Here is a 15,203-nt window from a genome sequence, read left to right as displayed (position 1 = left end):
ATGAGGAGAGAACCCATGTCTTTTTCCCGGCAGATGGGCACCGGCCTGTTGCTGTGCAGCGCAATCCTCGCCGGTTGCGGCGAGCGCGCGGCGACCAGCGAAGCAAAACCCGAGACGAGCAGCGCGGCGCAAGTCGAGGCAAGCGGCGGCGATATCAGCGTGTGGCCGAAACTGGAACCGGCGCTGCCGAAAGACCCGGCTGTCGAGAAACGCATCGATGAGTTGATGGCGCAGATGTCGCTGGAGGAAAAAGTCGGCCAGTTGATCCAGCCGGAGATCAAGTACGTCACCCCGGAAGACGTGAAGAAGTACCACCTGGGCTCGATCCTGAACGGTGGCGGCAGCTACCCGCACAACAACAAGCTGGCTACCCCGCAGGAATGGCACGCTCTCTCCGAGGCTTTCTATGAGGCCTCCATGGACACCTCCGACGGCGGCACCGCCATCCCCATCATCTGGGGCAGCGACGCCGTGCACGGCCACAACAATGTCATGGGGGCCACCCTGTTCCCGCACAATATCGGCCTGGGCGCCGCCCGCGACCCGGACCTGATCCGCCGCATCGGCGAGGCCACCGCACGCGAGGTGGCGGTGACCGGTATCGACTGGACCTTCTCCCCCACCGTGGCTGTCGTACGCGACGACCGCTGGGGCCGTACTTACGAAAGTTACTCCGAGGACCCGGCTGTGGTGAAAGCCTACGCCGAGGCCATGGTCAAGGGGACCCAGGGCGAGAAGAACTCCGAGGAGTTCCTCGGCGGCGAGAAACTCGTAGCCACCGCCAAGCACTGGATCGGTGACGGCGGCACCCAGCGCGGTATCGATCGCGGTGACAACCAGGTGCCGGAAAAGGAACTGGCCGAGGTGCATGCCGCCGGTTACTTCGGTGCCCTGCCCGCCGGTGTGCAGGCAGTGATGGCCTCCTTCAACAGCTGGAATGGCGAGCGCCTGCACGGCCATAAATACCTGCTGACCGACGTGCTCAAGGAGCGCCTGGGCTTCGACGGCTTTGTGGTGGGCGACTGGAATGGCCACAAGTTCGTGCCCGGCTGCACCGTCGACAGCTGTGCCGCGGCCATCAACGCCGGCCTGGACATGTTCATGGTGCCGTCCGACTGGAAAGAGCTGTACAAGAACACCCTGGCCCAGGCGCAGAGCGGCGAGATTCCCGCAGAGCGCCTTGACGACGCGGTGCGCCGCATCCTGCGGGTCAAGGTCCGCGCAGGCCTGTTCGAGCACAACCGCCCGCTGGCCGGCAAGGAAGATATCGTCGGCAATGACGAGCACCGCGCGCTGGCGCGCGAGGCGGTGCGCAAGTCGCTGGTGCTGCTGAAGAACAACGACCAGCTGCTGCCGCTGAAGCCGACCCAGAATATCCTGGTCGCCGGCGATGGCGCCGACAACCTGGCCAAGCAGTCCGGTGGCTGGACCATCACCTGGCAGGGCACCGGTACCACCCGCGAGGATTTCCCCGGTGCCACCTCCATCTTCGAGGGGATCGAGCAAGCCGTGAAAGGCGCCGGTGGTGAAGCGGTCCTGAGCGAGCAGGGCGAGTTTGCCGCCGACAGTTTTGCCAACGGCGAAAAGCCGGATGTGGCCATCGTGGTGTTCGGCGAGAACCCCTACGCGGAATGGCACGGCGACCTGTCCAGCCTGGAATACCAGGTGGCCACCAAGGCTGACCTGGCGCTGCTGAAAAAACTCAAGTCCCAGGGCATCCCGGTAGTGAGCGTATTCCTGTCCGGCCGCGTGCTGTGGGTGAACAAGGAAATGAACGCGTCCGACGCCTTCGTCGCCGCCTGGCTGCCGGGTTCCGAGGGCGCCGGTGTGGCGGATGTACTGTTCACCGACGCCGAGGGCAATGTGCGCTACGACTTTACCGGCACCCTGCCGTTCAGCTGGCCGGAGCAGGTACACCAGACCGTACTGAATCCCTACCACAAGGAATACGCACCGCTGTTCAAGCTGGGCTACGGCCTCCGCGCCGGCCAGGAGTCGCTGGTGAGCAATGAGCTTACCGAGGACGGCCAGACCTATGCCGACGGTGCCCTGGAAGATGCGTGGATGCTGGTGTCCCGCCCGCGCTCCCCGTGGCAGCTGCAGATCACCGAGGCCGGCCAGGCACCGGTGACCGTCGCCGGCAACCGCGCCGCCAGCGGTGACGATGAGAACATCACCGTGGCCTCCATCGATATGGAATCCCAGGAAGACGCGCGCCGTATCCAGTGGAAAGGCCTGCGCCCGGGCAGCGTGCAGCTGGCCGCGGAACAGCCCCAGGACCTGAGCCGCTACCTGAAAGAGGGTGCCGCCCTGACCCTGGATATCCGCGTGGACAGCAAGCCCGAGCAACCGGTGAACGCCGTGATTGCCTGTGGTGACGACTGCACCGCGGAACTGCCGCTGCAGAACGCCCTGCAGGCACTGCAGCCGGGCGAGTGGCAGAAGCTGTCCATCGACCTGCAGTGCTTCGTCGACAAGGGCGCCGATTTCAGCCGCGTATCCAACGCCGTGGCACTGCGCAGCGAGGGCGCGCTGGAGCTGGCCGTGGCCAATATCAAGTACGTGCCCAACAAGGCCGGCGACGCGGTGATCCGCTGCCAGGGCTGATAACCGTTGCTCTTTACCGCCAGCACCGACTGGCACAACGCAATGCCCGGGCACTCGCCCGGGCATTGTGATTTACACTACGAAAAATAATCGCCAGCCGGGTAGCGGCAGTGTTGCAGCCCGGACTGGCCGACCAGTGGAGGAGAGAAAATGTTTGCCAATAATCCTGGCCGATTCGGCGCCTGTGTAATGGCACTGCTGCTGGCCCTGGGGGGCTGCACCGCCGAGCCGGATGCAGTGAAACCCGCCGAAACAGAATCCGCTAAAGCGGCAGCGGGCGATATCGACAGCCGCGTGGCCGCGCTGGTGGGCCGTATGACACTGGCGGAAAAGATCGGCCAGATGACCCAGGCCGAGCGTCGCCACGCCACCCCGGAAGATGTGAAAAACTATCACCTGGGCTCGATCCTCAACGGCGGTGGCTCCTTCCCCGGCGACAACACCCGCGAGGAGTGGGTGCAGATGATCAGCGACTACCAGGACGCCGCCACCTCCACGCGCCTGGGTATCCCCATCATTTACGGCACCGACGCCGTGCACGGCCACAGCAACGTGGTGGGCGCCACGATTTTCCCGCACAACATCGGCCTGGGTGCCACGCGCAACCCGGAACTGGCACAGAAGATCGGCGAAGCCACCGCGCGGGAAGTGGCCGCCACCGGTGTCAGCTGGACCTTTGCGCCCACCCTGTGCGTCACCCGCGACGAGCGCTGGGGCCGCGGTTACGAGTGCTTCAGTGAGGACCCGCAGCTGGTGACAGAGTTCGCCGAGCCGCTGGTGTTCGGCCTGCAGGGCGGCCCCATGAACGGCGATACCCTGGCCAATAACAAGATTGTCGCCACCGCCAAGCACTGGGTCGGTGACGGCGGCACCAGTTATGGCACCGGTGATGCCGACTACGCCATGGACCGCGGCGATACCCGGGTGTCCGACGAGGAGCTGCGCGAGCAGCATATCGCCCCCTACCTGCCGGCGATCGACGCCGGCGTGGGCACCGTGATGATTTCCTACAGCAGCGTCAACGGCAAGAAAATGCACGAGCACAAGGAGCTGGTGACCGACGTGCTCAAGGAAGAATTGGGCTTCGACGGCTTCACCATTTCCGACTGGGAGGCACTGAAGGAGATCCCCGCAGACACCAACCGCGAGCGCGTGGTGCGTGCGGTGAACGCCGGTGTGGATATGGTGATGGAGCCGGAGAAATGGCAGCAGTTCATTACCGACCTCACCGCCGCGGTGGAGGCCGGCGAGGTGTCGATGGAGCGCATCGACGATGCCGTCAGCCGCATCCTGAAAACCAAGCTGCAGGCGGGCCTGTTCGACAACCCGCTGCCGCCGCTGGCCAATGGCCCGCAGGCCGGTGAACTGCTCGGCCACCCGGACCACCGCGCCCTGGCCCGCCAGGCGGTGCGCGAATCGTTAGTCGTACTGAAAAACGACGGCAACCTGCTGCCACTGACCAGGGGCCAGAAGGTATTCGTCGCCGGTGCCCACGCCGACGATATCGGCCTGCAGTCCGGTGGCTGGACCATCGAGTGGCAGGGCAAGGCCGGTGATATCACCGAGGGCACCACCATCCTCGAGGGTATCAAGGATGTCGCCGGTGGCCCGGTCACCTTCAGCGCAGAGGGTGAAGGTGCCGCGGGCCACGACCTGGCCATCGTGGTGGTGGGCGAGCAGCCCTACGCCGAGGGCATGGGTGACTACCGCGAGGCCCCGTGCGAGCTGTGCAAGCCGCTGACCCTGGGCGACGAGCAGCTGGCGGTACTGGAGAAAGTACAGGCCGCGGATATCCCCACGGTCGTGGTACTGGTTTCCGGCCGCCCGCTGCTGGTCGCCGACCAGCTGCCCGCATGGGATGCATTGGTGGCCGCCTGGCTGCCCGGTTCCGAGGGCGCCGGCGTGGCGGACGTGCTGTTCGGCGATTACGCCCCCACCGGCAAGCTGCCGGTCACCTGGCCGAAAAGCCTCAAGCAGATCCCGATCAACAAGGGCGACGCAGACTACGACCCGCTGTTCCCGTTCGGCCACGGCCTGACCTATGCAGCAGATAATGGGGAGGAGCAGAAGCGGGCAGCGGGGGAGCAGCAGTGAATACACAATGGCAGGGCCCCCTGGCCCTTACCGCGCTCACTGCCGTCACCGTTGCCATCACTGCCTGCAGTGACAGTGGCGACCCGGCCACTGCGACCGCCGGGGCCCGCAACTGCCTCACCGCGCCGCTGGAATCCGGCTACTGCCTGGTATGGGGCGATGAGTTCGACGGTGAACAACTCGATACCGACAAGTGGAGCTACGAGCGCAATTGCTGGGGCGGCGGCAACGACGAGTCGCAATGTTACGTGGACGACCCGGACAACGTCTGGGTGGCAGACGGGCACCTGCACCTGAAGGCCATCCGCGAGGATGCCACGGGCCCGGCGGTGATGGACGATCACCCGGATTACGATGCCGGCGATACCAGCGGCAGCGGCACCTACACCTCGGGCCGCCTGCGCAGCGCCGGCAAGGGCGACTGGAAATACGGCCGCTTCGAGATCCGCGCGAAGCTGCCACAGGGCCAGGGCACCTGGCCCGCCGTGTGGATGCTGCCCACCGACTGGGACTACGGCAAGTGGGCCAGCTCCGGTGAGATCGACATCATGGAGGCGGTCAACCTGCATGTGGGCGGCGAGGACCGGGTGCACGGTACCCTGCACTATGGCGGCCCCGCGCCGGACAACGTGCACAGTGGTGAGGTCTATCGCCTGCCGGGTGGCGCCAACCCCGCCGATGGCTTCCACGAGTACGCGCTGGAGTGGGAGCAGGGCGAGATCCGCTGGTACGTGGACGGCGTGCATTACGCCACCCAGACCAGCGACGGCTGGTACTCCACCGCCGAACCCGACAGCCCCCACGCACCGTTCGACCGCAGGTTTCACCTGCTGCTGAACCTGGCGGTTGGCGGCAACTGGGCCGGCAAGGAAAACGACACCGGCATCGACGAAAGCGCCTTCCCGCAACAGATGGAAGTGGATTACGTGCGCGTCTATCAATGCACCCGCGACCGGGAGACCGGCAAGGGCTGCGCCTCCCGCGGCGACGACTCTGTCCTCAATCCCGGCGTCAGCAATTCCGGTAAACAGACACCGGAAGCCTGACCCGCACCCGTAGGGGCGCACCTTGTGTGCGCCCAGCTCACCGCACGCACAAACGGGCGGATACAAGATCCGCCCCTACAAGCCTCGCGCACCCCGTAGGAGCGGCCCATGGCCGCGATCCAGCTCGATCGGGGCACCCCACGTAGGGGCGCACCTTGTGTGCGCCCTGTCCCCGGCCAACCCCCGAGCCTGGAGGCAATCCCCAAGCCGGGCGAACACAAGGTTCGCCCCTACGGAATCTTTTCCGCCGCAATATGCCCGGGGCATTGCCCCCCGGAACGCAGCGGCGTACCTCTCAATATTTATCGACGCCTCGTTGTAGGGGCGCACCTCGTGTGCGCCCTGCCCACAGCCGGCACCGGGCCTACAGGAGAGGGGATTTCGCCCGCAAAAACTGTTTTTACCGGGCCTGGTTCGCGGCCATGGGCCGCACCTACAAAAAACAGGACCCGCACTGTATTCCGCACTCCCCCCTTCGTAGGAGCGGCCCATGGCCGCGATCGATCTCGGTTGAGGCACGACTCCGCAGGCACCACGTGCGGATACAAGATCCGCCCCTACGAAACCGCTCATACACCTGTAGGAGCGGCCGCTGGCCGCGATACCACACCGGGCCAGAGCCTGCACCAGAAATAAAAAAGGCCCCGCTCCGGCAATGCCGGAAACGGGGCCCAATGATCAAAGGAGAGGATACCTCGTGATGCAATCCGGGCGGCTGGGGGCCCACCCGGTCGCATTCTTTTTTTACTGGCAGAGGCCCGCGCTGGCGCCGGTATCGTGGCTCAGGCCACCGCCGCTCAGGTCGGTGACACAGAAGCTGGCGGACACATTGCCACCGGCCGTAGCGGAGCTGGTGACGGTGGCCATGCCGTTGGCATCGGTGGTCGCCGTCGCGCCGCTCTCGGTGATATCGCCGCTGAAGTTGCCGCTGACGATTACGCCGTTCACGCCGCGGCCCAGGTCGTCCAGCACGGTTACGGTCGCGGTGGCGTACTTCTGGCCCTTGCCGGCCGACGCGGTGCCGTTCACCACACTGGACACATACATGGTGGTGGCCGCCGCGCCGTCGCTGACGGATACATCAAAGCTGGCCTGGTCGCTCGCACCCTGGTCGTCGGTCACGGTGAGGGTCACGGTGTAGGTGCCCGCCGCGCCGTAGGTATGGGATGGGGTGGCGGTCGACGCGGTTGCGCCATCACCAAAGTCCCACTGGTACGAGGCAATCGAACCATCGCTGTCGCTGCTGGCGCTGCCATCGAAGCTGCAGCTCAGGCCGTCGCAGCTGTGGCTGGCGCTGGCCGTGGGAGCCTGGTTGGCACCGGTGGCGGCACCGTAGATATCGAAGTTATCGAAATAGTAGGTGTCGCCGTTCAGGCTGTTCGGGTCGAACAGGACCACCAGGCTGTTAACCGCGCTGTCCGGCGTAGCTCCGTCGATGCGGTCGGCCAGCTGGAACTTCAGCCGCTGCCAGCCCGCTTCCTCGCCCACGTAGGCCGCGTACTTGGAGTGGCGTCCGGTGGGGTAGTTGTCGGGCGTGGCCTGGGTGCTGTCCTCCAGCTGTACCAGGATCTCGGTACCCGGTGCCGCGGTGGTGAACACGTCCATATAGAACGCCTTGGTACCTGCCAGCAGGGGCGCCGCATCCGCAACCGCAGAAGTATCAGCCGCGATCACGTCGTACAGGGCCGCCGCGGAGCGGGTGTAGCTCGCCACGGTAGAGGAACCGTTGGTGGCGTCCGGGGCCGGGTTGGCCGCGTCCATGATGAAGGTGCCATCGAAGTAGGTGTAGCCCAGGCTGCGGTTCGCCTCGAAATCATCGAGCACCGTCTCCTGCGCCATCTGCGGAGATACGTGCACCGGCAGGGACAGGCTGCGGCTGCCGCAGTCGTCGGTCACACTCACGCCCAGCTCACCGCCGGTACTGCCCCACTGTACGGTTACAGTGTTGGTGCCGGCACCGGCAACCAGGGTGGCGTCGGCCGGGACAGACCAGCTGTAGCTGGCGCCGTTGCCGATGGCGCCGGCCACGGAATAGGTAGTGCTCTCGCCGTTGTCCACGATGCGGTCGCCCACCACGCTCGGCTGGCCGTAGTCGTACACCCGCACGTAATCCACCTGCATGGTCTGCGGCAGCTGTGAATCGTCTACCGGGCCGCCCAGGCTGCCGCCCACGGCCATATTCAGCAGGAAGTGGTACTGGTAGTTCTCGAAGGTCCAGTAAGACGCATCGGTGAGATCATCCGGGGTGAGTGTGGCGTACAGCTGGTCGTCCACATACCAGCGCATCTCGTTGGGTTCCCACTCCAGCGCGTAGGTGTGGAAGTCGGCCGACCAGGGTTCCGGCTGGCTCAGCACCTTGTTGCCGGTGTGGGAATTATTCGGGTAGGGTTCGCCGTAGTGCAGGGTACCGAACACGAACATGTCCGCCTGGCCGGTGGCCTCCATGATGTCGATCTCACCGCTGATCGGCCAGCCTTCGGCCGGGTCGGTGGGCAACATCCAGAACGCCGGCCACATGCCGGAGCTGTTCGGCAGCTTGATGCGCGCCTCGAAGCGGCCGTTGGTCCACTCGCCGCCATTGGGCATATTGGCGGTGCGCAGGCGCGCCGAGGTGTAGTTCTTGGCTTTCACGCGCTCCTTGCGCGCAGTGATGGTCAGGATGCCATTCTCTACAGTGGCATTCTCGGCCTGGTAGGACTGCAATTCGTTGTTGCCCCAGCCGCAGATACCGTAACTGCAGCCATCGCCGAGCATTACTTCCCACTTGGTGGTATCAACTGCAGTACCGTCGAAATTATCTTCCCAAACGGGGGCGGGATTTTGGCATTGCTGCCCGATGGCGATGGATGAACTCAGCATCGCCGCGCCGAAGATGGCGCTCTTCGCTCTCTTGTCGCTGTACATTCTCGATTTCCTCGAAGTCATTATTATCTGCACAGCCCACGACCGCTGCCATGCGACCAAGCAAGTTATCAGCGGTAAAAAAGAAAAGTGGTGGAGACACGGGTCGAAACGTCGGGGCGGGTCAAATGCACGGCGATGTGGCCCGATTTGGGTGCAGCATCACTGTTATGAACCATAAGGGTGCAGGGGGCATTGGCGAACAAAATTCACCCATTACCAGCCCGGCGGGAAATAAAGCGCACTTCAGGCGGGAAGGCGGGGCAGAAAACGGGAAAATATCCCGCAGGAACAAAGTTCCACTAAAGAAATATTCCATAGAAATTTATCGCCAGGGCAACAGCCCCCTGTAGGAGCGGCCCATGGCCGCGATCAGGCTCAATTGCACAACAGGCGGATACAAGATCCGCCCCTACAGAACCGCAACACGTCGTAGGAGCGGCCGCTGGCCGCGATAATTGGATTAATCTCTGGTGGCTGTTCGTAGGGGCGCACCTTGTGTGCGCCCTGCTAACCGCAAGCACAAAGGGCGGATACAAGATCCGCCCCTACAGAACCGCAACACGCCGTAGGAGCGGCCGCTGGCCGCGATAATGGGATTAATCTCTGGTGGCTATTCGTAGGGGCGCACCTTGTGTGCGCCCTGCTAACCGCAAGCACAAAGGGCGGATACAAGCTCCGCCCCTACAGAACCGCAACACGCCGTAGGAGCGGCCGCTGGCCGCGATAATGGGATTAATCTCTGGTGGCTATTCGTAGGGGCGCACCTTGTGTGCGCCCTGCTAACCGCAAGCACAAAGGGCGGATACAAGATCCGCCCCTACAGAACCGCAACACGCCGTAGGAGCGGCCGCTGGCCGCGATAATTGGATTAATCTCTGGTGGCTGTTCGTAGGGGCGCACCTTGTGTGCGCCCTGCTAACCGCAAGCACAAAGGGCGGATACAAGATCCGCCCCTACAATACTGCGCGCACACCGCGGGAGCGGCCCATGGCCGCGATACCCCACTGGAGCAGAGCCAAAAAAAAAGCCCTGCCCCGGCAGCACCGGAGACAGGGCCCACACAGGCACATCCTGTGGTACCAAATTTTATTTTTTTACACGGGCGGACACAGGGCCCGCCCCCATCAACCAGCCGTTACTGGCACAGCCCCGCACTGGCGCCGGTGTCGTGGCTCAGGTTGCCGCCGGCCAGGTCACTCACGCAGAAGCCCACCTGTACATTGCCGCCGGCGGTGCCGGAACTCACCACCGTGGCAATGCCGCTGGCATCGGTGGTGGCGGTTGCGCCGCTCTCGGTGATGTCGCCGCTGAAGTTGCCGGTCACCGTCACGCCACCCACGCCGCGGCCCAGGTCGTCCAGCACGGTGACGGTGGCGGTGGCGTACTTCTGGCCGCGGCCGGCGGACTGGGTGCCGGTCACCACGCTGGAGACATACATGGTGGTGGCCGCCGCGCCGTCGCTGGCGGTGACATCGAAGCTGTCCTGGTCGGTGGCACCCTGGTCGTCGGTGACCGTCAGGGTGACGGTGTAGGTACCGCTCACGGCATAGGTATGTGAGGGCGCGACACCGCTGCCGTTGTTGCCGTCACCGAAGTCCCAGGCGTAGCTAATGATGGAGCCGTCCGCATCGGCGCTGGCGCTGCCGTCGAAGCTGCAGCCCAGCCCGTCACAGCTGCCGCTGCCGCTGGCAACGGGTGCCTGGTTACTGCTGCCGTCCAGGCCGTAGATATCGAAGTTGTCCCAGTAGTAGGTGTCGCCATTGAAGGTGTTGGGGTCGAACAGGATCACCAGGCTGTCCACCGCGTTCGCCGGGGTGCCGCCGTCGATGCGGTCGTCCAGCTCGAACTTCAGCCGCTGCCAGCCGCTGCCCTCGCCCACGTAGGCGGCGTACTTGGAATGGCGCCCGGTGGGGTAGTTGGTGGCGGTGGCCGTGGAGCTGTCCTCCAGCTGCACCAGGATCTGCGTGCCCGGGGCGGCGCTGGTGAACACGTCCATATAGAACGCCTTGTTGCCGGCCAGGAACGGGTCTGCGTCCGGGATGGCGTTGGTGTCGGCGATGATCACATCGTACTGCGCCGCGGCATCGCGGGTGTACATGGCCACGGTGCCGGAACCGTTGGTGGCGTCCGGGGCCGGGTTGGCCGCGTCCTGCACAAAGGTGCCGTCGGCGGTGGTGTAGGCCAGCTGGCGGTTCGCCTCGAAGTCATCCAGCACCTGCTCCTGCACCAGCTTCGGTGCCACGTACACCGGCAGGCTCAGGTCGGCGCTGCCGCAGCTGTCGCTCACGCTTACCGCCACGTCGCCGCCGTTGCTGCCCCACTGCACGGTGATGGTGTCGCTGCCGGCACCGGAGACCAGCGTGGCGTCGGCGGGCAGGCTCCAGCTGAAGCCCGGGTTGCCGCCCACGGTACCGGCCACGGAATAGGTGGTGGTGGAGCCGTTCTCCACGATGCGGTCGCCGGTGATGGCCGGCTGGCCGTAGTCGTACACACGCACGTAATCCACCTGCATGGTCTGCGGCAGCGCCGAGTCATCCACCGGGCCGCCCAGGTTGCCGCCCACGGCCATATTCAGCAGGAAATGGTACTGGTAGTTCTCGAAGGTCCAGTAGGAGGAATCCGTCAGGTCCTGGGGCGTGAGGGTGGCGTACAGCTGGTCATCCACATACCAGCGCATCTCGTTCGGCTCCCACTCCAGCGCATAGGTGTGGAAGTCGGCCGACCAGGGCTCGGGCTGGGTCAGCAGCCGGTTGCCGGTAAAGGAATTGTCCGGGTAGGGCTGGCCGTAGTGCAGGGTGCCGGACACATACTCGTCCGCCTGGCCGGTGGACTCCATGATGTCGATCTCGCCGCTGGTGGGCCAGCCCACGTCCGGGTCGGTGGGCAGCATCCAGAAGGCGGGCCACATGCCGGCGCCGTCCGGCAGCTTGATGCGCGCCTCGAAGCGGCCGTTGGTCCACTCGCCACCGTTGGGCATGTTGGCGGTACGCAGGCGCGCGGAGGTATAGCCCTTGCTTTTTACCCGCTCCTTGCGTGCGGTAATGGTCAGGATGCCGTTTTCCACCACGGCATTCTCGGCCTGGTAATACTGCAACTCGTTGTTGCCCCAGCCGCAGATCCCGTAGGTGCAGCCGTCGCCGATCATCGGCTCCCACTTGGTGGTGTCCAGGGCGGTACCGTCGAAATTGTCTTCCCATACGGGAGTGGGACTCTGGCATTGCTGCCCGAAGGCCAGGGACGATGCCAGCATCGCCGCGCCGAACAGCACGCATTTATTTCTCTTATCGCTGTGCATACTCGATTTCCTCGATTTTATTTTCAAAGCACCGCCTCCAATTGGTGCGGTGCGCGCACCAAGTTAGCAACCTGCACAGCGGCGGGCTGTTGAAGCACTGGCCAAATCGCCGGGGCGGATCATATGCGCGGCGACGCGGAAGCTGTCGAGATAGACAAAAGTTAAAAAGTTGATCTGCGTGCCAGGAAATGTGACGCAGTTAGAACCGGGACGGGAAACAGGAAAAGAACCGCTGTACCGCAAAAAGAAACAAGGTGCCGAATCCGAACCGACAGCGGCCAGACCACACGTAAAATAAAAAGCCCCACCGATGAAGATGGGGCTTTGGGGGGGGGGCAGCAGTGCGCCTTTCAGCTCACACTACTTCATGTGCCGATATGCTTACTGGTGCAGCGAAGCGCTGTCATGCACGCGCAGGCCGGCCACATACTCGGTAAAGAAGTAACCGGCATCCACATTGTCATCCAGCACCCAAGACATCAGCACTGTGCCGTCGTGGGATACCTGGTACCAGTAGCGCATATCCTCACCCGGGGTATAGACACCGTCATCGCCATAGAACTGCAGCTCCAGTGAAGAGCTGGCCTCATCGACAACCCATTCTCCCAGCACCGACAGGTCGCCCCAGGTATCGTAGGACCAGGTTTCGTTCAGCTCTGTGCCGTTGTTCTGCTTCGCCTTCAGGTATTGCGGATAGGCGAAGGTGCCGTCGGAATTCAGCACAACCTGCCCAGTACCCATGCCGACGGTAGTCCAGCCCGCGCCCACCTCGCTGTCTTTCCAGTACATGCGATAGGTGCTGCCGGACATAAGGTCGGAGAGGGTCATGTTGACGCCGGCTTCGGCCTCCAACTCTGCCACCCGTGCAGAGAGCGCCTCGATAGCGTCGTACAGTTCGGCCAGCTGCCCGCCACCGCCCGCGGCGGGACCGGGCTCGGCAGGCGGCTGCGCGGCCGCCGCGCCACTGAACAGGATTACCGCCGACAACAGTACGGAATAGATACCCTTCAAGGTCATACTTGTTTCCCCAAACTTTATTAGTAAGCGTATTTAGAACTCCGCTGCGGGCTGCCGCTTCTCGGGCAAGTACCCAAAAAAAGGCGCAGCACAGGCAGAGTTTTCCAGGTGGGAGAGGCAAGCCCGAAGAGAAGAGTAAATGGGCCGGACAAGCGGGCTGCAACGCTGCAACAATGAACAGAGGCTAGCCGGCCAAAGCACAGCGTCACCCTGAGTGAAGGCAATCCATTACCTTAAATGTGAACTTCCCTGTCCCGTACACCTCCTGTCTGCTCACGGTTACGGTGAACACCTACAAAGTGCCGACTGGCGCACAAACCGTAAATAGCCCAATAGGGCTAAATTCCGCCCATGGGCGGTTCAATTTCCCTCTGGGCATACCAGTTACAGGCGATGAAGCAGAAGCGAAGAAAGTGATGTCGGCTGAAAAATTAAGGTAGGTGGAGGCAGTTAATTTATGACAGGTAATATAAAGCGAGCGTGGGTGCAGGGACGACGGGTCGGCCCCCGCGTCGTCCTGTCGCTGGGCCGGGGCACCAACGCAGGCCGGCACTCCGGAACACCATAAGGTTAAAGGCCTATTGGGGACTGAAGGCGCGGCCTGCGAGCGACCAGGTAATTGCCCGCAGGCAAGTCACTTGGCAAACAGCTCCGCCTCAATATCCCGGAAGCCCTTGAACTCCAGCGCATTGCCACAGGGGTCCATAAAGAACATGGTGCCCTGCTCCCCGGGCTGCCCGGCAAAGCGGATATAGGGCTCAATCACAAATTCCTGCACAAACCCCCGCGCCCGCTCGGCAAACGCCTGCCACTGGTCAAACGGCAGCACCACGCCAAAGTGCGGCACCGGCACCCCGTGGCCATCCACATGGTTGGCAATGGCCGGCACCTGGCCATCGCGGCCAATGGCCGGATTCAGGTGCGTCACCAGCTGGTGACCGAAGAAGTTCCAGTCCACCCACTGGTCGGAACTGCGGCCCTCGGCAAAGCCCATCTTGTTGCCATAGAAATCCCGCGCCTCGGCAATGTCGCGGACCTGGATGGCCAGGTGAAAGGGTGTCAGTTGCATGGTGCATCCTCAGCAGTTACAGCGTGGGGAAAGTATGCACGGCGAGGAAGGGGAAGGAAAAGAGAGTAAAGGCAGTAAAGAGAGTGTAGTGGGGGTGATGACTACCCCCACCAAGGCAAAGGGCCGCCAGTGCGGCGGCCCCCGGGGTCAAGTGGCGCTTACTTCCAGAACTGCCACCACTTCTTGCTGTTCTCCTCACGCGCGGCCTGGCCCTGCTCGGAGCCCTTGCCCAGCTCCTTACGCTCCTGTTCGGCCTTCTTCTCAGCCTGCTTGGCCATGCCCTTGTTGTCCTTGGCGCCTTTCATGTGCTTGTCGTGCATCATTTCAGTCTTTTTCTCGGCCATCATGTGCTCGTCTTGCATCATCTCGGCCTTCTCTTCGGCCATCATGCGCTTTTTCTTGCCTTCCATGCGCTTCTCTTCCGATACTTCGCCTTCTTCCATGGCCTCCTCACGCATCTGCTCAGCCTTCAGTCGCTGTTGCTCCGCCATCATGCGCTTCTGTTCGGCCATGGCGCGCTTCTCGTCCATGCGGGCCTGGGCCTCGGCCGGGATCTTGGTTTCCTTCATCTCCTTGCCGGCGGCATCGGGCTGCTGGGCCAGAGCCGGGGCGGAGAGTACGAGGCTTGTTACCAGATACGGGAGTGCCTTCTTCATAGTCAGGCTCCTAATGGTTGAGTGAACAATGAATTTTGCGTAGCTATTTGCCTATACAGTCCAAAAGCTGCTTTTGCAGCTGCCGTAGGAAAGACTGTTGTAGTGGAGGTTACGGAATTCAACCTTAATTTGAGCTGAATAAGAATAATTCCTCCGAGTAGATTGATTTAAGGATAGAGTAGCGCCCTTTGTTTGATAATTGACCATCTTCATGTGGGACTGCCTTTAGTTACGACGTTTCCCTTAGAAGGTGGGGAGCAGCCTACTAACTGCTTACGCAAAGGTTCACTCCCCGTACATGACCGATTATGAGCTTGAGGGCCAATTACTGTGAGCTGGATGCGATGGCTATGGTGATGATCCATGATCCACGAGGCATGGCAAGGGAAATAGCTCAGCAATATTTAACCGATCTAGCGGCCAAGCTCAGTCTGGCCACTCTGGTGTTACCAGTGGAAGCCGGTGCCTCGGCACCGTTGAGTGAGTGCTCATTGCCTGTGTGGATGCGGTCGGCA

At 63.0% G+C, this 15,203-nt stretch carries 8 protein-coding genes; 3 read left to right on the top strand and 5 right to left on the bottom strand.

The window, feature by feature from the left end; all coding sequences use genetic code 11:
- Positions 1 to 15 precede the first annotated feature (15 nt).
- From LVE68_RS09480 to LVE68_RS09470, 3 genes are all read left to right on the top strand, one after another.
- Positions 16 to 2,607 carry a glycoside hydrolase family 3 protein gene (locus tag LVE68_RS09480; RefSeq protein ID WP_232940000.1) on the top strand — a complete coding sequence of 864 codons (2,592 nt, stop codon included), beginning with the start codon at positions 16 to 18 and terminating at the stop codon, positions 2,605 to 2,607.
- Between the two features lie 150 nt (positions 2,608 to 2,757).
- On the top strand, positions 2,758 to 4,701 hold the full coding sequence (locus tag LVE68_RS09475) for a glycoside hydrolase family 3 protein (RefSeq protein WP_232939998.1): 1,944 nt from the start codon (positions 2,758 to 2,760) through the stop codon (positions 4,699 to 4,701).
- Positions 4,698 to 5,747 (top strand): glycoside hydrolase family 16 protein, encoded by a 1,050-nt coding sequence (locus LVE68_RS09470; RefSeq protein ID WP_232939996.1) that lies wholly within the window; start codon positions 4,698 to 4,700, stop codon positions 5,745 to 5,747. Before LVE68_RS09475 ends, LVE68_RS09470 begins: the two co-directional genes overlap by 4 nt.
- A 744-nt stretch (positions 5,748 to 6,491) precedes the next feature.
- Here LVE68_RS09470 and LVE68_RS09465 read toward each other — a convergent pair.
- From LVE68_RS09465 to LVE68_RS09445, 5 genes are all read right to left on the bottom strand, one after another.
- The gene (locus LVE68_RS09465) at positions 6,492 to 8,651 is read right to left on the bottom strand and encodes a PKD domain-containing protein (protein ID WP_232939994.1); all 2,160 of its coding nucleotides are present in this window, start codon (positions 8,649 to 8,651) and stop codon (positions 6,492 to 6,494) included.
- Between the two features lie 1,135 nt (positions 8,652 to 9,786).
- A complete protein-coding gene (locus LVE68_RS09460; protein WP_232939992.1) occupies positions 9,787 to 11,946 on the bottom strand; it encodes a PKD domain-containing protein in 2,160 nt (719 codons plus the stop codon).
- A 381-nt stretch (positions 11,947 to 12,327) separates the two neighbouring features.
- Entirely contained in the window at positions 12,328 to 12,963 is a 636-nt protein-coding gene (locus tag LVE68_RS09455; protein WP_232939990.1) for a hypothetical protein, read from the bottom strand.
- A 634-nt stretch (positions 12,964 to 13,597) separates the two neighbouring features.
- Complete coding sequence (locus LVE68_RS09450) at positions 13,598 to 14,032, bottom strand: VOC family protein (protein WP_232939988.1); 435 nt, start codon at positions 14,030 to 14,032, stop codon at positions 13,598 to 13,600.
- A 158-nt stretch (positions 14,033 to 14,190) separates the two neighbouring features.
- On the bottom strand, positions 14,191 to 14,688 hold the full coding sequence (locus LVE68_RS09445) for a hypothetical protein (protein WP_232939987.1): 498 nt from the start codon (positions 14,686 to 14,688) through the stop codon (positions 14,191 to 14,193).
- Between the last annotated feature and the right edge of the window lie 515 nt (positions 14,689 to 15,203).

It is taken from the genome of Microbulbifer sp. YPW16, assembly GCF_021290385.1.
Lineage (GTDB): Bacteria > Pseudomonadota > Gammaproteobacteria > Pseudomonadales > Cellvibrionaceae > Microbulbifer > Microbulbifer zhoushanensis.
The sequence above is the reverse complement of the archived record's forward strand: the minus strand, read 5'-3'. Positions and strand labels throughout refer to the sequence as shown.